Here is a 25,757-nt window from a genome sequence, read left to right as displayed (position 1 = left end):
CAGCAAGCTGACCCGCATCCAGTACGCCACCAAGGAAGACGAGCAGATGGAAAATCTGCGGAAAATGCTCATCGCCATGAGCAAGGATATCCGGGTCATTCTCATCAAGATTTCCGATCGGCTTCACAACATGCGCACCATGGAATATCAGTCCCCGGAAAAGCAGAAGCAAAAATCTCTGGAGACGATGGAAATTTACGCTCCCATTGCCCACCGTCTGGGTATGCAGCGCATGAAGTGGGAGCTGGAAGACCTGTCCCTGAAATATCTGGACCCGGTTGGGTTTGATGAAATCGTTTCAACCCTGAGCGCAAAAAAAGCCGAATATGACGACCTTATGAACCGCACACAGGCCCAGATCGACCAGCGCCTGACGGAAATGGAAATTCGCCACAAGGTTTACGGTCGGATGAAGCATCCCTACTCTATTTACCGCAAGATGTTTAACCAGAATAAATCTCTGGATGAGATTTTCGACCTGTTTGCCTTCCGCGTGGTGGTGGACTCTGTGGGAGACTGCTATAATGTGCTAGGCGTCATTCACGACATTTACAAACCCATTCTGGGCCGGTTCAAGGACTATATTGGAACCCCCAAGCCCAACGGCTATCAGTCTCTCCACACCACTGTCATGGGCGGAGATGGCATCCCCTTTGAGGTGCAGATCCGCACACAGGAAATGCACGAAATTGCGGAATACGGCGTGGCTGCCCACTGGAAATACAAGCAGAACGGGCAAGGCGGCGGCACCGAGGGAAAATACGAATGGGTCCGTCGCCTTCTTGAAAATCAAGAGGGCACGGATGCAGAAGAGTATATCCGCTCACTCAAAATCGATATGTTTTCCGATGAGGTGTTCGTGTTCACCCCAGGCGGTGACGTGCAGAACCTTCCCGCCGGAGCCACGCCCATCGACTTTGCCTATTCCGTCCACTCCGCTGTGGGCAACCACATGATTGGCGCCAAGGTCAACGGACGCATCGTCACCTATGACTTCCAACTTAAAAACGGCGACATTGTGGAGATTCTCACTTCTAAAACCGCCAAGGGTCCCAGCCGGGACTGGCTGAAAATTGCCAAGTCCAGCGAGGCCCGCAGCAAAATTCGCCAGTGGTTTAAAAAGGAGCGGCGGGAGGAAAACATCGCCAATGGCCGCACCGCCTTTGAATCGGAGCTGAAGCACTGCGGCATTACCATGCGAGATGTGTTGGCTCTTGAAAATCTTCCGGAGCTTTTAAAGCGGGTGTCTTTCGGGACGCTGGAAGAGATGTACGCCGCCATCGGCTATGGTGGGTTTTCCGCCCAGAAGGCTGTCAATCGGATGCAGGGCGAGCTGATGCGCATTCAAAAGCTGCACCAGCAGGAAAAGTCTCTGGAAGACGTCATGGAGTCCAGCAAGGCCGAGGAGTCGGCTAAGCCCACGATCCCCAAGCGCGCCCGCAGTGAACAGGGCATCATCGTGGAGGGTCTTTCCAACTGCCTTGTGAAATTTTCAAAATGCTGCACTCCGGTTCCGGGGGATGAAATTATCGGCTTTATTACCCGGGGATACGGCGTGTCCGTCCATCGCAGCGACTGTCCCAATGCCTCGGAGGAGCGCCGCAATCAGCCGGACCAACAAGGTCGGTGGATTAAGGTCACTTGGGGCGTGGACACCAACGACAGCTACCGGACTTCTCTGGAAATTTTGGCAAAAGACCGCAACAATCTGGTGCTGGATGTTTCCGCGGCCCTGTCCGTGACCAATACCCGGGTGGCGGCGCTGAATGTCCGCACCACCGAGGACCGTTTTGCCGTCATCACGCTGGAGGTCAGCGTCAAGGACGGCGAGCAGCTTCAGTCTTTGATGAAGCGGCTCAATCAGGTTTCGGGAGTTTTGAACGTTACGCGGCCTGCCGGATGACGTCGGAGCGGGCTTCATATCCTTCACTTCGGCCTTTGGCCAAAGCTCGCTCATTTCGCCGCTCCTCCTTTTCCCCGAAATGCGGCGCAGCCGCTTTTCGAGGAGACGAGACGGAGATGCGATAGAGTAAGCTCCACATCCTTCGCTTCCGCGCTTTGGCGCGAAAGCTCACTCACTCCATCGCCGCTCCTTTTCACGGGAAATCCGTTCTGCGGCTTTCCCGTGATGAGACGGGGACACGACAGAAATCGTGAAATCAGTAAAGGAGAGCTGCATATGCGCGCGGTAGTCACTCGAGTTACCCGGGCCTCCGTTTCCATCGACGGAGCCATAAAGGGCCAAATTGGGCAGGGCTTTCTTATTCTTTTGGGTATTACCCATGAGGACACAAAGGCCGAAGTCCTTAAATTGGCCGATAAAATCTGCGGGCTGCGCATTTTCGAAGATGAAAATGGTAAAATGAATCTGGGGCTGGACGCTGTGGATGGGGAGCTGCTGGTTATCTCCCAATTCACGCTGTATGGAAGCTGCAAGCGGGGCCGCAGACCGGACTTTCTTGCCGCCGCGCGGCCGGAAGTTGCCATTCCCCTGTACGAAGCTTTTATCGCGGCCTGCCGGGAAAAGGTTTCGCGGGTGGAAACCGGCGAATTTGGTGCGGATATGAAGGTGGACTCCGTCAACGACGGCCCCCTGACACTGATTTTGGATACCGACACGCTGTAAGGAGCTTTTGCCATGAAAATCGTTACCATGCAGGTTGGCGCAATTATGACCAACTGCTATATTTTTTGCGACGAGGAAGCGGGCGTCTGCGCCATTGTGGACCCCGGCGCCGACGTAGACCGGGTGTCCCATGCCATCAAGGAAACCGGCTGCACCCCCGTCTGTATTTTCCTGACCCACGGGCACTATGACCACACCGGCGCGGTGGCGGAACTTTTGGAGCGGTATCCCGGCATTCCCGCCTATCTAAATCGCCGGGATGTGCATGGCGACGACGCGGACCGGCGGACCCGGGAGCTATTTTTGTCTCTGCCCCCCACGGTGGACTATGGCGAGGGAGACACGGTTCAGGTGGGCGGTTTGACCGTCTCGATTTTGTCCACCCCCGGTCACTCTCCCGGCTCTGTGACGCTGCTGTGCGGCGGTGCCATGTTTGCCGGAGACACGTTGTTTGCCGGCTCCTGTGGCCGGACGGACCTGCCTGGCGGGAATGTGGGCGATATGCTGGCATCCCTGTCCCGTCTGGGGCGGCTTGAAGAGGAGTACACCGTGCTTCCCGGCCACATGGGCCCTTCTCTTCTCAGCCGGGAGCGAGAATTTAACCCCTTTATGCTTCAGGCACTGGGGCGCTGAGCCGTGCTTTTGAAATTTGAGGGGCATCAGGAGCTGTATGCCATGGAGCAAACCCTGATGGCCCTGCTGCCGGAAGAACGGCCCGTATATGAGGGAGAAGACCCCAGCCGGGCGATCATTACTCTGCGCCAGAGCGACCACCATGCCGAAGCGGTGACTGAAATGCTCTATCAGGGGCACACCGGTCGGGGCGAAGCGGTATGTGAGCTGAGCGGCACCGACTACGAACAAGAGGGCCAGCGCCGCAGACTGCTTCAAATGAGCTTTTTTAAAGCTGCTCGCGAGGCCGCAGGATTGACGCCTCCCTGGGGGAGCCTCACCGGCGTGCGGCCCGACAAAACGGCAGTGTCCGCCTTGGATTTGGGGGACTCTCCGGAAGAAGTCCGGCGGATGCTGGAAGACGCATATTTCGTCACGCCCCGCCGCGCCAGACTTGCGACAGAGACGGCCTGCGTCACCCGCCGCGTGCGGGAAGACTTAGGCCCCAAAGACATCGCTCTCTACGTGGGCATTCCCTTCTGCCCCACTCGCTGCGCCTATTGCAGCTTTGTCAGTGCCAGCGTGGAACGAAGCTTCCATCTGGTGGAGCCGTATTTGGCGGCGCTGAAAGCCGAAATTTCCTCTGCGGGAAAACTCTGTCGGGATCTGGGGCTGCGGGTCCGTTCTTTTTACATGGGGGGCGGAACCCCCACCACCCTTTCAGCGGAACAAATGGACGGTTTGCTGGGCAGCCTCACGGATTCGTTTGACTTTGCTGCCTGCTGCGAGTATACTGTCGAGGCCGGACGGCCCGATACAGTGACGCCGGAAAAGCTGAACGTGTTGAAAAACCGGGGGGTGACGCGGATTTCCGTGAACCCCCAGACCATGGAGGACCGGGTGCTTGCGGCCATCGGCCGTCGCCACAGCGCCGCCCAAATTTTTTCCGCGATGGAGCAGGCGGCCGACGCAGGGTTCGCACATATCAACATGGACCTGATCGCGGGCCTTCCCGAAGACGACCCGGAGGGCTTTCGCCGGTCTCTGGACGCCTGCATCAACTTGGGAGCGGACAACATCACGGTCCACACTCTGAGCCTGAAAAAAGGCAGCCGCATCACGCTGGAGGGTCTGCGCATTCCCTCCGCCGAGGCGGTTGGTGAAATGCTGGACTATGCGGACCCCACGCTTCGCGCAGCCGGATACGTACCTTATTACCTGTATCGGCAGAAGTATATGTCCGGCAGCTTTGAAAACACAGGCTGGTGCAAGCCAGGAGCCGAAAATCTTTATAACGTTTATATCATGTCGGAGCTGTGCTCCATTCTCTCCTGCGGCGCGGGCGGGTCCACGAAAATGGTGGCCGGGCCGGGCCATATCAGCCGGGTATTTAATTTGAAATACCCGGTGGAATATACAGCGCGGCCCGGTAAGATCTCTGAAAATCAGGCGGCCTTTGCCGCGTTTTACCAAAATGCCGGGCTCGCCTTCTCCTCTTCCGCCTCCGGGCGAAAGACAGCAGAGGATTGAATCGGGACGCGCGGGCTAAGCACGCCGCGGGTCCACCTTGGAAAGGGGTTTGAAATCATGGCATATTCTCTCATTGACATCAATCAGGCGGTCCGCAGCGATCCCGCGGAGTTTTCCCAGCGCTGCGACGAGGATTTTCAGAAGAAGGTGCGCATGGCGGCAGAAAAAATCGCCGCTCACCGGGGCGAGTCCCGCATCATTTTGCTCTCCGGCCCCTCCGGCTCCGGAAAGACCACCACGGCCCTGAAGGTGGAGGATGTGCTCAAATCCATGGGAATCATGACCTACACAGTGTCTATGGACAACTATTTCAATACCGTGGACCCGGAAACCGCGCCTCGGAACCGGGAGGGTGCCATTGACTTCGAGTCCCCCTTCTGTCTGGACATTGATCTTCTAAACCGCCACTTTGCCATGCTGGACCGGGGCGAGACAATCCATGTGCCCAAGTATGAATTTGCCCGCCAGATGCGCTCGGATATCATGTCCCAGCCCATGCGTCTGGGGCCTGACGAACTGGTGATTTTTGAGGGTATTCATGCCCTGAACGACGTGATCGTGGGCAAGAACCCCCACGCCTTCAAACTCTATATCGCGGCTCGCAGCAGCGTGCTGGACGAGACGGGAAGCGCCCTGTTTGACCATGCGTGGCTGCGCCTTTGCCGCCGGATTGTCCGGGATCACAACTTCCGGGGCAGCAGCGCCGAATTTACTTTGAAGATGTGGAATAATGTCCGCCGTGGGGAAAAGCTTTACATCTCCCCTTATAAGGAAAATGCGGATTTGATGTTTGACTCGTCTCTCGAGTGCGAGTTTTCCGTTCTTAAGCCCTATGTAGTTCCCCTGCTGGAGGAACTGCCCCGGGGTAAATACCCGGTGGCAGACCAGATTCTTATCGCCTACGAGCGCTTTGAAGGCATGACCGCCCAATATCTGGCGCTGGACTCTCTGGCCCGCGAATTTGTGGGCGGCGGCACCTATACCTATTAAATGAAGGAGGGCGTCATCATGGATGAAAGATTGCAGGAGATTCTGGATACCGTGCAGAAAACCGCCGAGGAGGTGGGTACTGCCGCAGGCGACCTTTTTAATGCTGCGGGTCAAAAGGCCTCCTCCCTTCTCTCAGTCAGCAAGCTGAATGTCCGCGCGGCAGACCTGAAGGCACAGCGGAGCGCGCTTTTGCAGGAAGTTGGCTCCATGGTGTATGGAACCCATACCGGTAAAATTGCTGACTCCGATCAGCTGCTTGCAAAACTGCGAGAAATTGACGAGGTGGACGCGGAACTGGACCGCACGGCCGCGGAGATCACGCGGCTGCGGCAGAGCGAAGTCCGGGTGTGTCCCCTTTGCGGCGCAGACCCGAAGCAAGGCGACGCTTTTTGCCGTCATTGCGGGACCCGCCTGTAACGGAGGCATGACGGCGGGACGCCAGCATATCCTTTGTTGGAGAAACGGCTCCAACCTTTTGAAAAAATTGAGGTAACTTCATGGCGAATAACGCGAAAAAGCAATCCTTTCTGGGCGGTGCGGCGATTTTAGCCTCCGCCGTGGCCATTGTTAAGCTTGTGGGCGCGGTTTACCGCATTCCGGTGAACAACTTGCTCAGTGCCGAGGGCAAGACGTATTTCAAGGTGGCCTACGATATTTTCAACGTCCTGATGACTGTTTCTACGGCGGGACTTCCTCTGGCCATTTCCAAGCTTACCAGCCGTGCTCACGCTACGGGGCGGGAAAATGAAAAGCGAAAACTGTTCCGCACGGCAATCTGGCTGTTTCTAGGCATCGGCCTTATCGGATCGCTGTTGATGTTTTTTGGCGCGTCGCAACTGGCCGGTCTACAGCGCCAACCCATGGCCGCTCCGGCCATCCGTGCGCTGGCGCCCACCATCTTGTGCGTCAGCCTTCTGGCTTGTATGCGGGGCTACACGCAAGGGCAGGGAAACATGGCGCCCACCGCCGTGTCACAGGTCATTGAGGTCACCTTTAAGCTGGGCGTGGGACTACCGCTGGCGTGGTATCTCATCCGCGTGGCGCAAATGGGAGTGTCCTACGGCGCCGCCGGCGCCATTTTGGGCGTCACCGTCAGCGAAATTATTGCTCTGGGTTTTATGGCGCTATATCTCTTTCGCCATCGGGACAATTCTGCTCTTTCAGATGATGTGCCCCCCTCTAAAGGCACACTGATGAAGCAAGTCCTGCGTATTGGTATTCCCATCACGCTGAGCAATTCCGCCATGAGTCTTTTGACCATGCTGGATACCACCATCGTCCTGCGTCGGCTGTCCGATATTCAAAGCCAGCTTCCCGCCGCGCCGAGTGTCCTGTTCGGGCAGTATGGCTATGGCACAGACCTTGTGAATCTTCCGCCCTCCTTTGTCTTCCCCGTGACTATGAGCCTGATTCCCTTTGTTGCGGCAGCGCTTGCGCGGCACGAAAACGCCAGAGCCAATCGGGTCGTCTCTTCCGCCCTGCGTCTGATCGCCCTGCTGGCCATCCCTGCGGGCGTTGGATTAAGCGTGCTTGCGGGGCCGATTTTGCTGCTGCTGTATCCCGCGCAGGTTCAGGATGCCATTGCCTGCGCGCCGCTTTTGCGGGTGCAGGGCGTGGCGTGCATCTTCATCTGCCTGATGAACCTGACCAACGCCATTTTGCAGTCCTACGGCAAGGAGAAAATCCCTATTTACACCATGGTTGCCGGCGGCGTCACCAAAATTGCCATGAACTATGTTCTGGTGGGCACGCCCTCTATCAACATCATGGGCGCCCCCATCTCTACCCTTTGCTGCTATCTGGTCATCGCCGGTTTTAACCTGTACTTTGTTTGGAAATACTCGCCGGAAAAGCCCCGGTATCTCCAGATTTTCGTAAAACCTGCCGTTGCCTCCATGGCGATGGGACTCTCCGCCTGGGCATCCCACGGCCTTCTCAGCCGTCTGCTGGTAAGCCCCGGCTCCGGATATCTGGCCGGTGCCACAGCCACCTTGGGAGCCATTGTGGTGGCGGTTATGGTGTATGGCATTCTGGTTCTGGCTTTGCAGATTCTCCGGGCGGAGGATCTGGAATCCATTCCCCATGGCAGAAAGTTGGCAAAAATTTTGCGCCTAAAGTGAAAAAAACCTGCAAAATCAAGGATTTCCCGTGAATTTATCTTGCAAAGGCAGAAAAGATATGATAGATTTTCAATGTAAGCCTCGATACGGATACGAGGACCTTCTACGGATTATGGAGCTGCTTCGCTCCCCTGACGGCTGTCCCTGGGACCGGGAACAGGATCATGCTTCCCTCCGGCGAAATCTTTTGGAGGAGTGCTGCGAGACTGCGGAGGCCATCGACCGGGGTGACCCGGCCGCCCTGTGCGAGGAGCTGGGTGACGTGCTGTTGCAAGTCGTGTTTCACGCCCAGCTTGAACGGGAACAGGGCGGCTTCACCATGGACGACGTGGCGGACGGCATCTGCAAAAAGCTGATTTACCGCCACCCTCATGTATTTGGCTCCGAAGAGGTCAAAGACTCCGCCGAAGAGTCGGCCCGCTGGGAGATCATGAAGCGCCGGGAGAAGGGGCAGACCTGCGCGGCAGACGCAGTGGACGCGGTTGCCAAAACACTTCCCGCCCTGTGGCGAGCCGAGAAAATTCAACGCAAAGCCTCCGCAGCCGGATTCGACTGGCCGAAGGCCTCCGGTGCGATGGACAAGCTCTCCGAAGAGGTTGCCGAGCTTCGCGAAGCGACGGAGGACAGCGCCCGGCCAGTGGACGCACCCCACGGCATCCGCGAGGAGGTGGGCGATGTGCTGTTTGTGGCCGCGCGAATTGCCCAGCGCTACGGCGTGGACCCTGAGGAAGCGCTGCACGCCGGGTGCGACAAGTTTGCCCGCCGCTTCCGATTTGTGGAGGAACACTCCGCCGGGGACCTTGCTTCCCTTCCTTTTGCGGAAAAGACCGCCCTGTGGGAACGGGCCAAACAACAAAAATCTTAAAAGCGTACTTCGCTTTGAGATATATTCTGGAAGATGTGAATTTAATAGGAGGAAATACAAATGAACAAAGCTGAGCTTATCAATGCTGTTGCTGCCAAGACGGAGGTTTCCAAGAAAGAAGCCGAAGCTGTTATTGCCGCCACGCTGGACGCGATCACCACCGCCATGAAAGAGGGCGACAAGGTGCAGTTGGTTGGGTTCGGTTCTTTCGAAGTGAAGAGCCGCGCCGAGCGCATCGGCCGCAACCCCAAGACCAAGGAGGAGATCAAAATTCCCGCCTCCAAGATCCCCACCTTTAAGGCCGGCAAGGCGCTGAAGGACACCGTTGCACAGTAAGCGCGGTAACGTTAAATAAACGCCTCGCGCGGAGGGACGAAAGTCCCCCCGCGCGTTTTCCAATCCAAGGTTTTCAGGAAGTTTTTAAAAGGAGCAATTTTATGCGGCTGGACAAATATCTCAAAACCGCGCGGCTGATTAAGCGGCGCACCGTGGCCAACGAGGCCTGTGACAACGGTCTTGTTGTGGTCAACGGAAAGCCTGCCAGAGCCAGCTACGAGGTGAAGGTGGGCGACGTACTTTCCTTGCGGTTTGGCGTGCGGACCTTGACGGTGGAGGTTCTGGCTGTTTCAGAGAACGTCCGTCAGGCAGACGCAGCGGGCCTGTACCGCGAAATCACCGGCGGGGCATAATCCGCCGCGCTCTCCCATAGAATGGTGTGACCGCCGGCTTGGACCGGCGCAGACCGGGGAGGGACGTATGATGAATGACTATGGAAACGCCATGCCGCAGGCTCATCGCATCGAGCTGAACGGACGAGAGCACCTGATTGTCTCGGGCGTGGAGGATGTAGAGCGGTTTGACGAAACGGGGATTGTCATGTCCACCGCCGCCGGAACACTGGTGGTGACGGGGGAAGATCTGCACATCGGTCAGCTTTCGCTGGAGGGCGGCGAGCTGCGAGTGGACGGGAAAATTGATTCCCTGTCCTATGAGGAACCGTCCTCAAATCGGGGTGGGCTGCTGCGGCGGCTATTGGGATGATATGCGGAACTTTGTGGACCAGCAGCTGGAGATTTTTCTTCAGTCGATTTTGCTGGGGCTGGCCATCGGAGTGGCCCACGATCTGCTTCGCCCCTTCCGTCTTCGCCTGCCAAGGTTTTCCTGGGTGCTGGATGCCGTTTACTGTCTGTGGGCGGCGGCGGCGTTGTTTCTCTTTGCTTTAAACCGAACGCAGGGGCAGCTTCGCATCTTTGCGCTGGTGGGCACTCTTGGCGGAACCGTGCTGTTTTTTACGCTTTTTTCCGCGCTCCTGCGTCCGATTTGGGACTTTTGGGCCGATACGCTGGACTTTTTGCTTCATTTGCTGCGAATTCCTTGGATTTGGCTGAAAAATTTTTCTAAAAAAATGAGCATTCGTCTGAAAAACATCTTTCTTTTTATGAAAAAATGCTATACAATAGAGAAAATTGCGTGTCGGCGTTACAATATCGGTCGAGGAGGGAGCAGTCGTGGCAAAGACAGGCGCGCCCAGAAAAAACCGTCGGCAGCTCAGGCTGGGCCTGCTCGGAAAGCTGCTGCTGGTGTCGCTCATCGTCGCGCTGGGGTTACAGCTATATCGTCTGCGGACGCAGGTGGAGCAGGCGGAAACCCAGAGGATATTGCTGAGCGAGCAAGTTCGAAACAGCCAGCAGGGAAACGATCAGCTGCAAAAGGCCATCGATGGCGGCGGCACGCAGGATCAGATGGAGCAAATCGCCCGGGATGAGCTGGGTCTGGTGGCCCCGGGAGATCGTGTGTTCTACGATGTGAGCAATTGAGCGGCACGGGCGCTGCGCGCCCTGCCGGTCATCTGAATATCTTTCCGCTTTGGGCGGACAAACGAAACCTGAGAAGGGAGAAACAGAACGCAATATGGGAGTAGAGCCTGAGGTTGGGAGCATCATGGAGGGCAAGGTAACCGCCATTATGAAGTTTGGCGCGTTCGTCGCCCTGGAAGGAGGCCGCTCCGGCCTCGTACATATCTCGGAGATTGCAAACAGCTACGTAAACGACGTCCACGATTATTTACAGGAGGGACAGAGCGTCAAGGTCCGGGTGCTAACCTCGGAGAACGGAAAGCTCAATCTCTCCATTAAAAAGGCACTGCCTCCGGAGGAGGGCCGTTCCTTTGCCCCCCGGGGCATGGGAAATGCGCGCCCCGCTGTGGGTAGTGGGGGGCCACGGCCCGCCGGCGGAGGCTATGCATCGGCAAACCGTTCCGGTTCCGCCCGGGCGCAGGCGATTCCGCCCTCCGGCGACGTGGACTTTGAGGACAAGCTGAAAAAATTCCTCTCCGCTTCCGAGGGAAAAATGGCTGATCTGAATCGCAGCGTGGACGGAAAACGCGGCGGCAAGAGAAGAAAATAAGCAGAGAATCCGCAGCTCCCAAAAGGAGCCGCGGATTTTCTTTTGGACTTTATTCAAAAAAGACGGTTTTCTCCAAAACAAGTAAAAAATCGACTATTTTTCCCCCTTGCGTTTTTGGAGCGCAAGGAGTACGATAGTCATGGAAGCTTTCCAATATCCCACCCATTTGGGCCGCTGGCGTTTAATTCGTCGGCGGCCCCTTTTTGCCCATTTTTAAACCGATTTCCTCCGGTGCAAACAGTCCCCCTAGGTTTGCTTACTCTATTTGCGTCCAATCCTCGAAAGAGCGGATATAATAATCCGCCTCGGCCTGCATAGCCTCTTGATTCGGCTCGGACGGGTCATAGACCGCCGCCGTGCGAAACCCCGCAGCCTTGGCTGTGCGCAGGGCAAAGAGGGAATCCTCAAACACCACGGTGTCCTCCTTCCGGCAGCGCAGGCGGCGCAGAGCCATCTCATACACCTCCGGATGATCCTTTTCATGGCCCGCATCTCCGCAGGTCAGCAGTCCGCGAAAATATTTCCCAAGTCCCGAAGTCTCCAACGCCAGATCCGCCAAGGGATGGTCTGTGGCTGTGGCAACATACATCCACACGCCTTCCATCTTCAGAACGGACAGCAGCCGCTCCACGCCTGCCTTTGGCTTCACCTGAAACCGGTAAAACTCCTCCATTTCAGCGTACAGCAGTTGGAAAATATCCTCCGGTTTGACTTTCAGCCCGTACCGCTCCACGCAGTAGGCCGCGCCTTCTTCCATGCTCATCGCGTGGAGTATACGGTCAAGCCCTTCCTCCGGCTCCTTTCCCTGCCTCCGGACAAAGCTGGAGCCCAGTGCCCTCCATGCCCCCATGGAATCCAGCAACGTTCCATCCATATCAAAAATCGCACCTTGCAGCCGCATAGCTTTTATGCTCTCCTTTCATAAAAAAGGCGCCGCCAACGCGGCGCCTTTCGTCTATCGTTCGTTTCTTCTCTGAAAGCCTGCGTGGTCTCCCTGTTTGGGTCCCCTCCGACAGACCTTTCAAAAATCCCGTGTCCGGGTCCGCAGGCCCCACCAGAACAGGCGCCAGCCCACCATTTTTGTCCGTTTCTCAGTTCCCCAGATTTCTGCGGAAGTTGCCGTCCACCTCAATGCCCGACTGAATCACGAAAAACGCGTGGGGGTCCATGGCGTGAACCGCCCGACGCAGCTCCTCCACTTCGTATTTGGACAGGCACACGTACAGCACATGGACATTCTCCCCGGTATAGGCCCCAACTCCCGTCCAATAGGTGACTCCCCGTCCGAAGGAATGGGTAATATATTTTGCCAGTTCCTTCTCGTTTTGCTTGGTAAATATCACCGCCTGAATGGAGATGTTTTGCTGGTGCATCCGGTCCAGAATGGTGGCGGAAAAATAGTTGTAAATCACGGAGTAGATGGCAATTTCCGGGCTGAGCAGGATCAGACACGCGGTGTACAAAACCGCGTTGATGCCCAGACTGAATCGGCCTACGGTAATTTTGCTTCCTCTGGCAGCCAGCGCCAGCCCCACCACATCCAGTCCGCCGCCGGAGCAACCGCAGGTCAGCACGATGCCATAAGACACGCCTGTGATAATGCCGCCCAAAAGGCAGGATGTCAGCATGTCCTCCACTATGGGCGTGGTCGGCGCAGGAATCACGGAATAAAAGAGAGAGAATGCCAGCGTGCAGATCAACATCCGCACCACGAATCCGCGCCCCAGCGTCTTCCAGGCGAAAATTATAATGGGAATATTCAGCAAAAAGTAGAGAATTCCCGCAATGTCATACTGCCCGAAGTTCATCCCCATAAAGTCCGTCATCAGCGTCCGGATCAATTGGCTGAATCCCATCACTCCGCCGGTATATAGGTTTAACGGAACCAGGAATAAATTCATCGCCAGCGCAGCGAGAAATTCTCCGAACACGGCTCCCAGAAGACGCAGCCAGCGGTTATGCAGCGCGGTGTAAATCATAAGGCTCCTCCTTCTAATTCCCCGGTTCCCGGAGGAATCCACGGGGTTTACGCACAGCAAAGATTATCGCAAGCCTATTATACGTAAAGCAGGGTAAAAGCACAAGAGGCAAAGCCGGGAAATTCCATACAGCGCGTCTGACTTGTACACGGTCTTGAAGTGTTTGTTTTGAAAAACTATAACCCGTATTCCTTAATTTTGTACTGCAATGCCCGCTCGCTGATCTCCAGCGCACGGGCGGTTTCCCGCCGACTGTTTTTGTTCGTCTTTAAATAGAAGGCCAACACCTGCCGTTCAATTTCCTTCATCGTCTTACTTGGGTAAATGCGGATATAATCCTCCTGCCCAAACTCCGTGGCAGGATATTGTGATTTTAAATTCAGCGCCTCCGGCCCAATTTCACTTCCACTGCAAAGCAATACTGCCCGCTGGACGATATTTTCACATTCCCGCACATTCCCGGGAAAATGATATCGACTCATCAGAGCCATGGCTTCCGGGCGAATACCAAACACCTGTTTCCCATAGGCGGCAGCATATTTTCGGATAAAAAACGGGACCAGCTCGGTGAGATCCTCTTTTCGCTCCCGCAGAGGCGGCACGGCGATATTAATGACATTAATTCGATAATACAGATCGCTGCGGAAGCGTCGGGATTCAATTTCCTGATCCAGATCCCGATTGGTGGCGCAGACAACCCGCACATCGACCTGTACAGCGTCGCCGCCGATCTGGCGCACTTCCCCTTCCTGCAAAAAACGAAGCAGCTTGGATTGGAGCCGGGGTTCCATCTCGCAGATTTCATCAAGGAAGAGCGTGCCTCCGTTGGCCTTGGAAATAATGCCCGGCTCATCTTTAACCGCCCCGGTAAACGCACCTTTTTTATAGCCAAACAGTTCACTTTCAAGAAGGGATTCCGGCAAAGCAGCACAATTAACGGCGATAAACGGTTTTTCTTTCCTGTTGCTTGAAAAGTGCAGCTTGTTGGCAATCAGTTCCTTTCCCGTTCCGCTCTCTCCTGTAATCAGCACGCTGGCCTTGGTATCTTTCACCCGGTCAATAAGATGATAAATGGCCTGCATCTGAGGAGAGATGCCGATGAGACTGTTGCGAATCACATCTTTCAATCCCAAAATAGTCTCCTGAAGAGAAAGCTGACTCGCCGCCTTTTCCAGCAAAAGCATCAGTTGATTAATCTGAATCGGCTTGGTGACAAAATAGAATGCACCGGCACGGATGGCCTCGACTGAACTTTCAATGGATGAATATGCCGTCATGATGATGATTGCCGCGTTTGAGTTGATTTGCAACATCTTCCGCATCAGCGTGATGCCGTTTTCCCTCCCCAGACGCAGATCCAGAAGGACCAGCGAAATATGCTCTTCGGCAAGAAGACGCAATGCTTCCTCCCCTGTTTGTGCAGAATAAACCTCATAGTCCTGTTTCAATGCAAAAGAAAGGGATTTTAAGATGGGGAGTTCATCATCCACCACTAATATTTTAATCATCGTTGTGACCGTTCCTTTCCGCCGCGTCATTCGACAAAAGCCACGTGGCGCGGCTTACCGCAATTGCAACAGGTGCTTTTAAATGGCCCTTGCATCACGGCATTGCAGTTGTTTGCCGCAAAACAGACAGCCGAATCATCATGCCGCCGGCTTGATTGCATGCGGACACGCATCCGCCGTTTTCTTCCGCCATCTGGCGGACAATAAAAAGTCCCAGCCCGTTTCCGCTCTGCTTGGTCGTATAAAACGGATCGAACAGATAGGGGAGTTTTTCTTCGTCGGCACCGCTGCCATTGTCAAAAAATTCTATAACCACCATGTTGCCCTCGGCGGCTGCGTGAATCGTAATTTGCGGGTCGCCGACTCCTTCCAGTGCGTCAATGCTATTAATCAAAATATTTAGCAGAATTTGCCGCAGATGGTTTCGATCAAATAGTATAAACAAATCCGACGGAACATTCATATCCACTTGTATCTCCCGCATTTGGACATGAAGAAACGTAAGCACCTGTTCCAGCGAGGTTTTAAGGAAAATTGACTCCTGAAATGGTGTGCGGGGGACCGTATACTCAATAAATTCTTTAATCAGTGCGTCAATCCGCTCAATTTCCGGTGGAATATCTTCCGCCACCGCCATCATAAACTCCCGGTCGCTGATTTTTCCGGGAATTTGTTCGGCATAAAATCGGATGGAGGTAAGGGGATTGCGAATTTCATGGGCAATGGAAGAGATAATTCGATCCATAAACTGGAGCTTATCATACTCCCGGAGCTTGTCCATGGCCGCCTTTTCCTTTGCCGTTTCCTCTGCGATAATTGCTTTCAGCCCCCAATTAATCCGATTATAAATGTAGATAATACTCATAATCAGGAGAATTGCCCCCACCGAAACCGCTACTACAAGACCGATATTTTGCGTGGAGCTGGAAACAGGGACGCCAAACCACTTGCGGTAAATCTGATCGTAGATGCCGCTCTCCTGCACCGCCTCGATGCCTTGATTGAGGCGGGACAAAAGCTCCGTACTGTCCACGGCAACCGCAATGGCGTAGTTTTGCTGGTTAAACGCCTTGCCAACCACCATCACCCCATCGGAAATGTTGTTCCGCGTACTAAAATAACTGATTACCAGTGTGTTTCCAATCATCGCGTCTATCTCTCCGCGATACAGGGAAAGCAGCGCCTCCTCTGGGTTTTGATAAGATATAACGGAAATGTTCTCCAGCGTATTTAAAAAGGCATTGCGCACGTCGCCGTAATCAACCCCCACGCGTTTGCCTGCCAAAGCGCTGAAGGTATTGATTCCTTTGGTGTCTGAGCGAATATAGATCGAATCGGTGTTCTTGACCGATGTATCCGAAAACGCGAAGCGCAATTTTCGGGCTTCGGATACCTTCATTCCCTGAATAAGATCAGCCTGTCCGGTTTCGATGGAAACATATGCCTCTTCCCACGGCATGGGAAGAAATTCAAATTCCAAATCAGCAAATAAGCCGATGGCTTTCATCAGATCGACATTAAAGCCCTTAAAGATTCCGTCGGAGTCTACAAATTCATAAGGCGGAAAGTTTTCGTCTCCCGCAACCCGCAGTGTTTCGGCTCCGACAGGCAGAGTGAGTACCGACAAAATCAACAAGCTCACCAGAAGACCAAGCAACCGTTTTATTTCGCTCACCTCTCGTTTTGATGTGTCATGCAGGTATCCACGTCTTGAAATCTAATCCATGGGTGCCGCAATCCGCCGTCTTTCCTTAAATTTTAGCAACATTATAACATACGCTCCTCAAAAGCCACAACAGAAGGTATGTGCAAATTTTGCAGTGCAAAATTTGCACATACCTTTTGTAATTCGTAGTTTTTCTACAAAAAGCGGGGCAATTTGGCGAAAATACCGTTGGCACGAAACTTGCTTATATAAATTTAGAGTAAGAAACCAGTGTTTGAATGAAAGGAGTAAGCCGGACAGCCTCAGGAACAACCATAGAAAATTAGTGTGTTAAATTTAGGAGGTATGCCTTATGTCATTTGAAAACGTGGACCAAGTTTTGAACATCAAAACCGATATGATTGCAACCCTTGCCTTGGCCGCAATCTTGCTGCTGGTCGGATACTTCGTAACGACAAAATTGCGCTTTTTAAAAAGATACTGCATCCCTGCCCCCGTAGTGGGCGGCTTTCTCTTTATGCTGGTCACATGGATCGGCCACTTCAGTGGAACTTACTCGTTTACCTTTGACACAACGTTTCAGGCTCCCTTTATGCTGGCGTTTTTTACCACGGTGGGATTGGGCGCCAGTGTGCAGCTCTTAAAAAAGGGCGGCATTTTGCTGGTGATTTACTGGCTAATCGCCGGAATTGTCTCCGTGATTCAAAACACTATTGGAATCGCCGTTTCCTCCTTCACTGGCCTTGCCCCCGCATACGGACTTCTCTCCAGTTCCATTTCAATGATTGGCGGACACGGCGCGGCGGCAGCCTATGGAAAAAGCTTTGCCGAGATCGGGTATGCACAAGGCACCTTGGTGGGCGCAGCGGCAGCCACCTTCGGCCTTATTTCTGCCGTGCTTGTAGGCGGCCCTCTTGGACGCCGTTTAATCGAGAAATACGACCTGAAGCCGGATGAATCCGAAAATTTTGATACCAGCGTTACTGAAATTAATGTTTCCACGGGAAAAACACTTAGCGGATTGGACATTATCAAAAATGTTACCGCGATCTTGTTTTGCATGGCATTTGGCACCATGGTTGCCAAATGGATCAGCATTTTGATCAATTTGGTCTCCACCAATCCCCTGAGTCTTCCGGACTATGTTGGGGCAATGTTTACGGCCATCATTGTACGAAATTTGAATGAAAAATTTAAGTTCTATGAATTTGACTATCCTATGGTGGAAAAAATCGGCGATGTTATGCTGGCCTTGTATCTGTCCATGGCGTTGATGACACTTAAAATGTGGGAACTGTCTGGATTGGCTGGCCCCATGCTGATTATTCTTCTCTGCCAGGTGGTTGCTCTGGCGCTGTTTGCCTATTTTGTGGTGTTTCGGATTCTGGGAAAGAACTATGATGCGGCGGTTATGTGCGCCGGATTGATGGGGCATGCTCTGGGCGCTACTCCCTCGGCAATTGTCAATATGACTGCCGTCAACGATCGGTATGGTCTTTCCCGCAGGGCTATGATGATTGTGCCGATTGTAGGCGCATTTCTGGTGGATATTATTTACCAACCGGTAACCATTTGGTTTATCGCAACCTTTGTCAAGCCAGCATAAGAGACCAATTCTTTCGCCTATAACGGTACTTAAGCGGTAAGTATCCCCTTGAAGCCATCGGGACAGGATTCATGGGGATATGATGTGAACCCTATATGGCAAACAGGTACGGAAAGCAAGAGCTGGACAGTAATTTTCTGTCCGGCTTTTGCTGTTTTAGAAAACGCGGTATGCATCGGCACGTACTCACATGGCGCAAGGCGTTGGTAAACCGGGTTCTTGTTCTTTTATTCTATACCCGGTACCTGTTTTACAACTGCATATTGACAATAATAAATGTGCCCCCTATAATTAGACTGAACGTCAGTCTAATTATAGGGGGCACATAGTATGCGAATCATTAAAAACGCAGATGTGCGCAGAAATGAAATTTTAGATGCCGCCGAAGCGCTTTTCAATCTCATTGGCTTCGACGCAACAACAATAAGCGCCATTATCTTAAAAGCCGGAATCGCACGAGGAACGGTATATTATCATTTTAAATCAAAGGAGGATGTTTTAGACGCTCTGATAGAGCGGCATTGTCAAAGGCTGTTAAGCGAGGCCAAGGAGATTGCCGCAAACAGCAGTCTTCCGGTCATGGAGCGGCTAATCCAAACCCTCATGGCAATGAATGGCGATAAGGAGGGAGCACCCAGTGTAATTACTCAGCAGATGCACCGGCCCCAAAATGCCTTGATGCATCAGAAAACACATCAGACCATGCTGGAGGCCATCCCCCCTATTCTTATGGGGATTATTGAGGATGGTATAAAAGAAGGCCTATTCCACACACCGTATCCCTATGAGAGCTTGGAAATGATCGTCGCTCATGTTAATACGGTTTTTGATGATTACGCTGAAAAACTTACGGAAAAAGAGCTGTTAAGCAGAATCAGAGCATTCATTTTTAATTTGGAACGTATCTTTGGAGCGGCACCGGGTAGCTTTGACAGCGTGGCTGTGTTGTTTCATACGGACTGTGGTGTTGATGAATAAACTCCAACATAGCTCTTTTCTAAAATTCGTTCTGCGAGAAAACATGATACTAATCTGCAGCTTTAGTTTTCTTTTTCCCCATGGTAACCACAAGGGGCTTGCTATCAGGAAGCGCGGGAAAGATAATCCGCACTGGAAACAGCAGAGGATATGGGCGGCTTATTATTGCCGCAGGTTTATTGGTTTGTGTAACAGCCGTTCTTTTCTATCCTATAAAATTTAACAGAGAATTAGCGAACTGAGGTGACGTATGTACCGAAAACTGATCGTAAACGATATTAAAAATAGCAAACTTATTTCAATGACCATTTCTGCATTTATTCTGCTGGCAGCGCTGCTCACTTCCCTTGCGGCAATTCTTTCCGTAAGCTTGTTTACCTCCATAAACAACATGATGGAAAATGCAAAAACACCCCATTTTTTGCAGATGCATACCGGTGAGATAAATACACAGCAGCTCTTGAATTTTGCAAACACTCTTGGAAATGTAGAGGATTTTCAAGTTATGCCCTTTCTCAATATCGAGGGAGCTGAGATTGTTCTTGAAAAAGGGTCACTTGCCGGTTCGATACAGGATAACGGCCTTTCGGTGCAAAGCGATCGCTTTGATTTTCTGCTCGGCTTGGATGGAAGTGTTATTCATCCGGCAAAGGGGGAAATCTACGTTCCTCTCTATTATATGAAAAACGGTCAGGTAATTCTTGGGGACCGGGTGCGAATCCATGGAGTATCCTTTACGGTCGCCGGGTTTCTGAGGGATTCCCAGATGAACGCTTCGATGATTTCTTCCAAGCGCTTCCTTGTAAATGAGGCAGATTTTGCACAGCTCAGAGAATTTGGAAAGCTGGAGTCTCTCATAGAGTTCCGCCTTACCGATCCCTCTGCTGTTTCCTCATTTGAAACGGCGTACCTTTCGACAGGCCTTCCGGCTAATGGACCGCCTGCCATCACCTATTCGCTGTTCAAAATGGCAAACGCTATTGATGACGGGGTTATGATTGCGGTGCTGATACTCATCAGCGTACTTGTCATTGTCGTGAGCTTTCTGTGTATCCGGTTCACACTGCTTGCCAAAATAGAAGAGGATTACCGGGAAATCGGTATGCTAAAGGCAATCGGCCTGAGTAGCCCCTATATTAAGCGGCTTTATCTGGCCAAATATGGTGCGCTTGCAGGCGTTGCCTGTGCTGCCGGATTTGTACTTTCCATCCCTGCAAAAGAGCCCTTCTTAGCAAACATCCGCTTATATATGGGGGAACCAAGTGCCCCTCAACGGGGGATGATACTGGGAATGTTGGGTGCGGCGCTGATCTTTTTCATTGTAATGTTGTATGTGAATGGTGTCATGCGCCGTTTTAAAAGGATATCGGCTGGGGAGGCCATCCGTTTTGGCGCACCACAGGAAAAATCGAACGCTGCAAGAGGTTTTCGATTGTCTGCCAGCCAGGCACTTTCTCCTAATATCTTTCTTGGTTTGAAAGATGTTATGTTACGCAAACGGCTTTATTTTACCATGCTTTTTGTGTTGATTATTTCCTCTTTTATAATGATTGTGCCGCAAAATATATACAATACCATTTCTCAGCGCAGCTTTATGACCTATATGGGCATCGGAGAATGCGATATGCGAATGGATATTCAGCAGACGGTTAATATCACTGCAAAGGCAGAGGAGATTGCAAGCTTTATGGCTCAGGATCCAGACATAGAAGAATATACCGTACTGACCAGCTATATGTTCGATATGCCCATGGACGATGGATCGGTCGGCAAGCTTAAAGTGGAGCTGGGCGATCCTTCCGTCTTCCCAATTGCATATTCCGTCGGGAGGGCTCCCCAGACCAACGAAGAAATTGCTGTTTCCAAATTTGTCGCGGAGGATTTGGAAAAAGGCCTGCATGACACGATTTTACTAACTGTCGATGGGCAGAAAAAGCCGTTTGCTATATGCGGGATTTATTCAGACATTACGAACGGCGGCAAGACCGCAAAGGCTATATTTGATATCGACCACGGCAGCGTTCTTTGGAGTATCATTCCGGTGAAGCTTCAAAATCGGGTACTCACAGACGCAAAGGTGGGGCAGTATAAAGGGCTTTTTCCCAACGTTAAGACAGCCAACATCGACGAATATATCAACCAGTCGTTTGGCGGAGTTATTGCTGCAGTCCGAAAGATTTCTTACGCCGCCATCGCAGCATCTGTTCTGATTACGACGCTGGTAACACTTCTCTTTATGAAAATGCTGCTGACAAAGGATCGTCATTCGATCGCCATACTGAAAACGCTGGGGTTTAAAGCATCTGAAATTCGCATCCAGTATTTAACACGAGGATTTTTTGTTCTGATTGCCGGTATATTTATCGGAACAGTTTTAGCAAACACGTTGGGAGAACTGTTGGGGGCCAGACTGGTTGCAGCCTTTGGCGCATCTAAATTCCACTTTGTGGTGAACCCGATGTTTGCGTATCTGTTTTCGCCAGTTTTTATGTTGGTTTGTGTGGGCCTTGCAACGCGACTGAGCGTTTCTGGAATTTCCACACAAAAAATACCGGAATATATTAAGGAGTAGGCGCGTGAAAAAGATAATCAGCGGAAAAAATATTGTAAAAGCCTTTGGAAAAGGGGACGAGAAAGCCACCGTTCTAAATAATGTAAGTATAGAAATAGCCGACGGAGAGTTTGTTGCCGTGATGGGACCGTCCGGCTGCGGAAAAACCACATTGCTGTTCGCCTTAAGCGGCACTGACACAATAGACGCAGGAACCGTTGAATTTGCCGGCCAGGAGTTGTCCAAATTAAGCGAAAATGAACTTTTCGATATGCGCAGGAGAAAAATGGGCTTTGTGTTTCAACAGCCAACAATGCTCAAAAATCTGAATATTCTTGATAACATTATTCTTTCCAGCCTACAGGGTAACAAAAACAGGAATAAACACATAATTGAAAAAGCAAAAAAACTTCTGAATGACACTGGCATATCTAACCTTGAGGATAGAGATATCAGCGAAGTGTCGGGCGGACAGTTACAGCGTGCAGGTATCTGCCGCGCCCTTATAAATGAGCCGGAAATTCTGTTCGCAGACGAGCCTACCGGCGCGCTCAACTCTAAAACCGCAGAGGAGATTATGGGAATTTTTTCAGCAATTAACCAAGATGGTACTGCTGTCATGCTAGTAACTCATGACGCGAAAGTGGCTTCCAGAGCGGAAAGAGTGCTGTTTATGAAAGATGGTAAAATAAAGTCGCAACTTTTCTTGGGTAAATTTAACAAGGATACGATAAAGAATCGAATCAATCAGATTGCTTTAAAGATGCAGGATTTTGATATATAAGTTTGCTTTTGAGGTTCAGCCTCAACGTAACATCTCATCTGGGGCCGAAAGGGTGCAGCGGGGAATGCAGAGAATACCCACAGGAAGAGCGCGCTTAAACCGCAAAAGGCAAAATTTTTACAGCGCGTATTGCAAGGCACGACGAAGGCGTTCTTTTGCCCGGTGCAGCGTCCGGGACACGGTGGAGGGGTCTACCCCCGCCTCCTCTGCAATTTCCTGCATGGTTAGCCCATCGTCAAAGTATCTATCCAAAAACTGGCGCTGACGGGGCGTCAGCTCCCGCTGGCGGGCCAAATGAAGTTGGCGGCGCAGACGGGCCAGACGATCTGCATTGTCCTCGCTGTTTTCCCGCAGCCACACCGTCATATCTCCCATCCACTCGCTGGAGCGGGTGGAAAAAGCATTAGAAGCAGTACTTTTCATCTTTGTGATACCCCTTTTCGTAATAATGGGCAGTCACCGCCGTCAGTTCCCGCGCCTCCCGCAGCAGCGGTTCCAGTTCCGCAATGCGCCGCGTCAAGCGAAAAATTTCCTCCGGGTCGGATTGTCCCTGCCGCGTTTGTTTCAGTTCCCAAATGCGCTGGCGCAGGGCCTCGGCCCCGACGCGATATGTAACGGACATCTCAACCAGTTTCATCCGGCGCTCACCTCTTCTCCCTGCACCCGGCGAAAAGGCTCCAGCTCTCCCCGGGCATATTCCGGAAGGCAGACCGTGCAAATCTGCTCTCCATTGATCTGCCAATAAGACTCTCCCGGACATAGTTCCCCACCGCATAGACCGCAGCGGGGACCTTCCGGCCCTCTGTACGACATTTTTTTCATAAAAATACCCCTCCCATAAAAAAACAAGGTTGACAAACCTCCCACTGTCTGCTAGAATAACTCTTGCTGTTGGATGCGCTGGTGTAGCTCAGCTGGTAGAGCAGCTGATTTGTAATCAGCAGGTCGGGGGTTCGAATCCGTCCACCAGCTCCAAGTGAATATGGGGGAATTCCAGAGCGGTCAAATGGGGCAGACTGTAAATCTGTTGTCTACGACTTCGATGGTTCGAATCCATCTTCCCCCACCATTGCACTCACATGTTTTTCGGAACATGTGAGTGCTTTTTTTCGAAAAAACTCGCGCGGTTCCGGAAAAATTGGCTCTTCGCGCAGTCGGTTTGCTGTAAGAAACGCTCTTGCATCGGTTTCCGCACCACGTCGCTCCGCCTGCCCCCATAGCTTGTCCGACAGTTTGTCTTCATGTGTAATTCCTAGCAATTCACAAGAACCCTGTGAACAATTTCAAAATATCACAAGTATAATGTTTTGTCAAGGCATATTTTACAAGTTTCCTGTTTTTTATAATTGACAAAGACAGCGAAAACAGATAGGATAAAGAAAATTCGGATTTTATCGGAAAGCTGCGGGGAGGCGCGCCATATGGGATTTGGAGAACGGTTGCGGGAGCGGAGAGAGCAGTTGAATATGTCCCGCCGGGAACTGGCGGAGACGCTGGGTGTGACGGTTTCCGCCATAGGCAATTACGAGACAGGGATCAGCTTTCCCAAGGAAGAGATTCTCCTGCGCCTGTTTGACAGCCTGCGGGTGGACCCCAACACGCTGTACCGGGACCACTTCCGGGGCGGAAAGAGCGTTTTGAGCCACGACGAGCGGGAGGTTTTAGACCAATACCGGAGTCTTTCCGCCGTGGGGCGGGATACGGTGCACTCCGTGCTGGGGGCTCTGTGTCAATATCAGGACGAGCTGGAGCTGGCCCGCCCTCAGCTTGTTGAGCGGCGGATTCCCCTGTATTGCAGCCCGGCGGCAGCGGGCTTTGCCGCGCCGGTGTTTGGCGAGGATTTCGATTATGTCCCCGTGGGCGGAGACGTACCGCCTGCGGCGGAGTTTGCCGTGCACATCCGGGGCGACTCCATGTCTCCTTGGATTGCCGACGGCGCGGTGGTCTATGTGAACCGAGACCCGCTGCAAGCGGGCGACATTGGCATATTCTGCGTAGACGGAGAAATGGTGTGCAAGCAATATTATCGCGACCCCATAGGTACGGTGTATCTGTTCTCTTTGAACCGGGCGCGCTCGGACGCGGACGTGGTGCTCACCGCCGACAGCGGGCAGACGCTGGTGTCCTTTGGCCGCGTGATGATGCATAAGCTGCCCTTGCCGAAGCAAGGCCGATAACCGGCGGCATGGACCATCCGGCCGCTTGTGGTGCCGCCAAAACGCAGTGAGCGTGCATGGAGGTGAATGATGAGCTGTTTAACGACTCTGACCCGGACGTTTCTCACACGGTCGCTCCGTCCGTTCCGGTTTCAAAACGAATATGACGAAGTGCTGCCCTATACGAAAAGCCGGAAGCTGGGCCTGTATGTCCATATTCCCTTTTGCAGGCAGCTTTGCTCCTTCTGCCCCTATTGCAAGGAATTGTATGACGAGGCGCTGTGCAACGAGTATATCGACTGCCTGCTTCAGGAAATCCATTTGGTGGGCGGGAAGACGCAGGAGAAAACACAGGCCACCAGCCTGTATTTTGGCGGTGGAACGCCCGCCCTTGCCGTCGGGCGGATAGGGGAAATCATATCCGCACTGCAAGAGCATTTTATTATCACAGAGGGCGTCGGTCTGGAGCTTCACCCAGACAATGTGACGGTGGAGACGCTTTTGGCCCTGCGGGTGGCTGGCGTAACGAAAATCAGCATCGGGATTCAGTCCTTCGGTCAAAAATTTCTGGGGATTTTGGGGCGCACGGGCTTTGACCCGGAGCGTCTTTCCGCCGCACTGCGGACCGTTCCCTTTGAAACTGTGTCCATGGATTTTATTTTCGCCCTGCCGGGGCAGACGGCAGAGGACCTAAAGACGGATATTGCCACCGCCTTTTCCATTGGGGCAAACCATGTGGCCATCTATCCTTTTATTGACTTTGCGTTCACCGGTTCCACTGTCAAGCCCATGGGCAAGCAAGAAAAACGCCGACTGCTGGACGACATCACCGAGTATTGCGCAGCCATGGGATACCGGCGGGAGTCCATCTGGACCTTTTCGAGCACACCGAAAGCCAGCTATTCCTCCATGACACGGGAAAATTTTTTGGGCTTCGGCTGCTCTGCCACCACGCTGCTAAACGATCAGTTTAAAGTCAACACCTTTTCTGTGGCGGAATACCGCAGGAGAGTCGAGGGCGGCACGTTGCCCACCTCGCTGACTCTGCGCTTCACCACCCGCCAGCGAATGCTTTACTACCTGTTTTGGACCGCATACAGCACAGAAGTGGACCCCAAGGGATTTGAAGAATTTTTCGGTGTCCCTCTGAACAAGGTCTACGGCTTTGAGTTCTATCTTGCGAAAAAGCTGGGCTTTGCCACGGAGGAGCAGGGAATTTTCCGCATGACACTGAAGGGTGCGTTTTACTATCATTACTATGAAAATTACTACACGCTGGCGTATATTGATAAAATGTGGGGCATTCTCCGCAGAGAAGCTTTCCCCAAGGAAATTGTATTGTAATTGGATATAAAAAGGCCCCGGACGCGCTCTCGCGTC

Annotated in this window: 27 protein-coding genes, 2 tRNA genes and 1 pseudogene; 22 read left to right on the top strand and 8 right to left on the bottom strand. The window is 52.6% G+C overall.

All coding sequences use genetic code 11. The annotated features are described in order from the left end of the window. Positions 1–1,903 (top strand): bifunctional (p)ppGpp synthetase/guanosine-3',5'-bis(diphosphate) 3'-pyrophosphohydrolase (locus tag RT018_RS06305; RefSeq protein ID WP_312940242.1); only part of this gene is annotated, 1,903 nt, incomplete at its 5' end. Between the two features lie 50 nt (positions 1,904–1,953). Here RT018_RS06305 and RT018_RS06300 read toward each other — a convergent pair. Continuing rightward, positions 1,954–2,079 carry a hypothetical protein gene (locus RT018_RS06300; RefSeq protein ID WP_312940241.1) on the bottom strand — a complete coding sequence of 42 codons (126 nt, stop codon included), beginning with the start codon at positions 2,077–2,079 and terminating at the stop codon, positions 1,954–1,956. Between the two features lie 100 nt (positions 2,080–2,179). Between RT018_RS06300 and dtd the strand changes: the two genes are divergently transcribed. The 13 genes and pseudogenes from dtd to RT018_RS06240 all read left to right on the top strand — a co-directional run bounded on the left by dtd (position 2,180) and on the right by RT018_RS06240 (position 11,149). Continuing rightward, positions 2,180–2,626, top strand: a complete 447-nt coding sequence (gene dtd / locus RT018_RS06295) for a D-aminoacyl-tRNA deacylase (protein ID WP_312940240.1) — start codon at positions 2,180–2,182, stop codon at positions 2,624–2,626. Positions 2,627–2,638: 12 nt separating this feature from the next. Next, entirely contained in the window at positions 2,639–3,259 is a 621-nt protein-coding gene (locus tag RT018_RS06290) for an MBL fold metallo-hydrolase (RefSeq protein WP_312940239.1), read from the top strand. A gap of 3 nt (positions 3,260–3,262) precedes the next feature. Continuing rightward, complete coding sequence (gene hemZ, locus RT018_RS06285) at positions 3,263–4,768, top strand: coproporphyrinogen dehydrogenase HemZ (protein WP_312940237.1); 1,506 nt, start codon at positions 3,263–3,265, stop codon at positions 4,766–4,768. A gap of 57 nt (positions 4,769–4,825) precedes the next feature. Then, entirely contained in the window at positions 4,826–5,758 is a 933-nt protein-coding gene (locus RT018_RS06280) for a nucleoside kinase (protein WP_312940235.1), read from the top strand. Positions 5,759–5,776: 18 nt separating this feature from the next. Further along, positions 5,777–6,175 carry a zinc ribbon domain-containing protein gene (locus tag RT018_RS06275; RefSeq protein WP_312940234.1) on the top strand — a complete coding sequence of 133 codons (399 nt, stop codon included), beginning with the start codon at positions 5,777–5,779 and terminating at the stop codon, positions 6,173–6,175. A gap of 80 nt (positions 6,176–6,255) precedes the next feature. After that, complete coding sequence (locus RT018_RS06270; RefSeq protein ID WP_312940233.1) at positions 6,256–7,878, top strand: polysaccharide biosynthesis protein; 1,623 nt, start codon at positions 6,256–6,258, stop codon at positions 7,876–7,878. Between the two features lie 58 nt (positions 7,879–7,936). After that, a complete protein-coding gene (mazG, locus tag RT018_RS06265; protein WP_312940232.1) occupies positions 7,937–8,743 on the top strand; it encodes a nucleoside triphosphate pyrophosphohydrolase in 807 nt (268 codons plus the stop codon). A gap of 60 nt (positions 8,744–8,803) precedes the next feature. Continuing rightward, a complete protein-coding gene (locus tag RT018_RS06260; protein ID WP_293009082.1) occupies positions 8,804–9,079 on the top strand; it encodes an HU family DNA-binding protein in 276 nt (91 codons plus the stop codon). Between the two features lie 101 nt (positions 9,080–9,180). Further along, positions 9,181–9,432: an RNA-binding S4 domain-containing protein gene (locus RT018_RS06255; protein ID WP_312940230.1), complete on the top strand. Its 252-nt coding sequence runs from the start codon at positions 9,181–9,183 to the stop codon at positions 9,430–9,432. A gap of 67 nt (positions 9,433–9,499) precedes the next feature. After that, positions 9,500–9,784, top strand: a complete 285-nt coding sequence (locus RT018_RS06250; RefSeq protein ID WP_397359833.1) for a YabP/YqfC family sporulation protein — start codon at positions 9,500–9,502, stop codon at positions 9,782–9,784. After that, positions 9,732–10,037, top strand: a pseudogene (gene yabQ / locus RT018_RS15795) (spore cortex biosynthesis protein YabQ); the annotation flags it as partial. The gene RT018_RS06250 and the pseudogene yabQ, both read left to right, overlap by 53 nt. Before the next feature lie 214 nt (positions 10,038–10,251). Continuing rightward, the gene (locus RT018_RS06245; RefSeq protein ID WP_312940229.1) at positions 10,252–10,560 is read left to right on the top strand and encodes a septum formation initiator family protein; all 309 of its coding nucleotides are present in this window, start codon (positions 10,252–10,254) and stop codon (positions 10,558–10,560) included. Positions 10,561–10,654: 94 nt separating this feature from the next. Beyond that, on the top strand, positions 10,655–11,149 hold the full coding sequence (locus tag RT018_RS06240; protein ID WP_312940227.1) for a S1 RNA-binding domain-containing protein: 495 nt from the start codon (positions 10,655–10,657) through the stop codon (positions 11,147–11,149). A gap of 256 nt (positions 11,150–11,405) precedes the next feature. Here RT018_RS06240 and RT018_RS06235 read toward each other — a convergent pair whose 3' ends face one another. The 4 genes from RT018_RS06235 to RT018_RS06220 all read right to left on the bottom strand — a co-directional run bounded on the left by RT018_RS06235 (position 11,406) and on the right by RT018_RS06220 (position 16,311). After that, complete coding sequence (locus tag RT018_RS06235; RefSeq protein ID WP_312940225.1) at positions 11,406–12,050, bottom strand: HAD family phosphatase; 645 nt, start codon at positions 12,048–12,050, stop codon at positions 11,406–11,408. A 190-nt stretch (positions 12,051–12,240) separates the two neighbouring features. Next, on the bottom strand, positions 12,241–13,128 hold the full coding sequence (locus RT018_RS06230; protein ID WP_312940224.1) for a YitT family protein: 888 nt from the start codon (positions 13,126–13,128) through the stop codon (positions 12,241–12,243). Positions 13,129–13,304: 176 nt separating this feature from the next. After that, on the bottom strand, positions 13,305–14,636 hold the full coding sequence (locus tag RT018_RS06225; RefSeq protein ID WP_312940222.1) for a sigma-54 dependent transcriptional regulator: 1,332 nt from the start codon (positions 14,634–14,636) through the stop codon (positions 13,305–13,307). A gap of 94 nt (positions 14,637–14,730) precedes the next feature. Further along, entirely contained in the window at positions 14,731–16,311 is a 1,581-nt protein-coding gene (locus tag RT018_RS06220; protein ID WP_312940220.1) for a transporter substrate-binding domain-containing protein, read from the bottom strand. A 343-nt stretch (positions 16,312–16,654) separates the two neighbouring features. On the opposite strand from RT018_RS06220, the gene gltS reads away from it, so the two are divergent. The 4 genes from gltS (at position 16,655) to RT018_RS06200 (ending at position 22,221) form a co-directional block, all read left to right on the top strand. Beyond that, a complete protein-coding gene (gltS, locus tag RT018_RS06215) occupies positions 16,655–17,908 on the top strand; it encodes a sodium/glutamate symporter (RefSeq protein ID WP_312940218.1) in 1,254 nt (417 codons plus the stop codon). Between the two features lie 330 nt (positions 17,909–18,238). Next, the gene (locus RT018_RS06210) at positions 18,239–18,886 is read left to right on the top strand and encodes a TetR/AcrR family transcriptional regulator (RefSeq protein ID WP_312940216.1); all 648 of its coding nucleotides are present in this window, start codon (positions 18,239–18,241) and stop codon (positions 18,884–18,886) included. 250 nt (positions 18,887–19,136) lie between these two features. Further along, complete coding sequence (locus RT018_RS06205) at positions 19,137–21,458, top strand: FtsX-like permease family protein (RefSeq protein ID WP_312940214.1); 2,322 nt, start codon at positions 19,137–19,139, stop codon at positions 21,456–21,458. A 4-nt stretch (positions 21,459–21,462) separates the two neighbouring features. After that, positions 21,463–22,221 carry an ABC transporter ATP-binding protein gene (locus RT018_RS06200; protein ID WP_312940212.1) on the top strand — a complete coding sequence of 253 codons (759 nt, stop codon included), beginning with the start codon at positions 21,463–21,465 and terminating at the stop codon, positions 22,219–22,221. 117 nt (positions 22,222–22,338) lie between these two features. Here RT018_RS06200 and RT018_RS06195 read toward each other — a convergent pair whose 3' ends face one another. Genes RT018_RS06195 through RT018_RS06185 form a run of 3 tightly spaced genes read right to left on the bottom strand, consistent with a single transcriptional unit; the run spans position 22,339 to position 23,043 of the window. Further along, positions 22,339–22,644 carry a sigma-70 family RNA polymerase sigma factor gene (locus RT018_RS06195; protein ID WP_312940211.1) on the bottom strand — a complete coding sequence of 102 codons (306 nt, stop codon included), beginning with the start codon at positions 22,642–22,644 and terminating at the stop codon, positions 22,339–22,341. Next, a complete protein-coding gene (locus tag RT018_RS06190; protein WP_312940208.1) occupies positions 22,625–22,858 on the bottom strand; it encodes a hypothetical protein in 234 nt (77 codons plus the stop codon). Before RT018_RS06190 ends, RT018_RS06195 begins: the two co-directional genes overlap by 20 nt. Then, complete coding sequence (locus RT018_RS06185; RefSeq protein WP_312940206.1) at positions 22,855–23,043, bottom strand: hypothetical protein; 189 nt, start codon at positions 23,041–23,043, stop codon at positions 22,855–22,857. Before RT018_RS06185 ends, RT018_RS06190 begins: the two co-directional genes overlap by 4 nt. A gap of 77 nt (positions 23,044–23,120) precedes the next feature. On the opposite strand from RT018_RS06185, the gene RT018_RS06180 reads away from it, so the two are divergent. From RT018_RS06180 to RT018_RS06165, 4 genes are all read left to right on the top strand, one after another. Then, positions 23,121–23,196: transfer RNA gene (locus RT018_RS06180), tRNA-Thr, on the top strand. A gap of 9 nt (positions 23,197–23,205) precedes the next feature. Further along, a tRNA-Tyr gene (locus RT018_RS06175) sits at positions 23,206–23,290 on the top strand. A 352-nt stretch (positions 23,291–23,642) separates the two neighbouring features. Continuing rightward, positions 23,643–24,398, top strand: a complete 756-nt coding sequence (locus RT018_RS06170; protein ID WP_312940203.1) for a LexA family transcriptional regulator — start codon at positions 23,643–23,645, stop codon at positions 24,396–24,398. Between the two features lie 69 nt (positions 24,399–24,467). Beyond that, positions 24,468–25,721, top strand: a complete 1,254-nt coding sequence (locus RT018_RS06165) for a radical SAM protein (protein WP_312940202.1) — start codon at positions 24,468–24,470, stop codon at positions 25,719–25,721. Positions 25,722–25,757 lie beyond the last annotated feature (36 nt).

This window comes from Oscillibacter sp. (assembly GCF_032060045.1).
Lineage (GTDB): Bacteria > Bacillota > Clostridia > Oscillospirales > Oscillospiraceae > Oscillibacter.
Note: the sequence above shows the minus strand (reverse complement) of the source record. Positions and strands in the feature narration are given on the sequence as shown.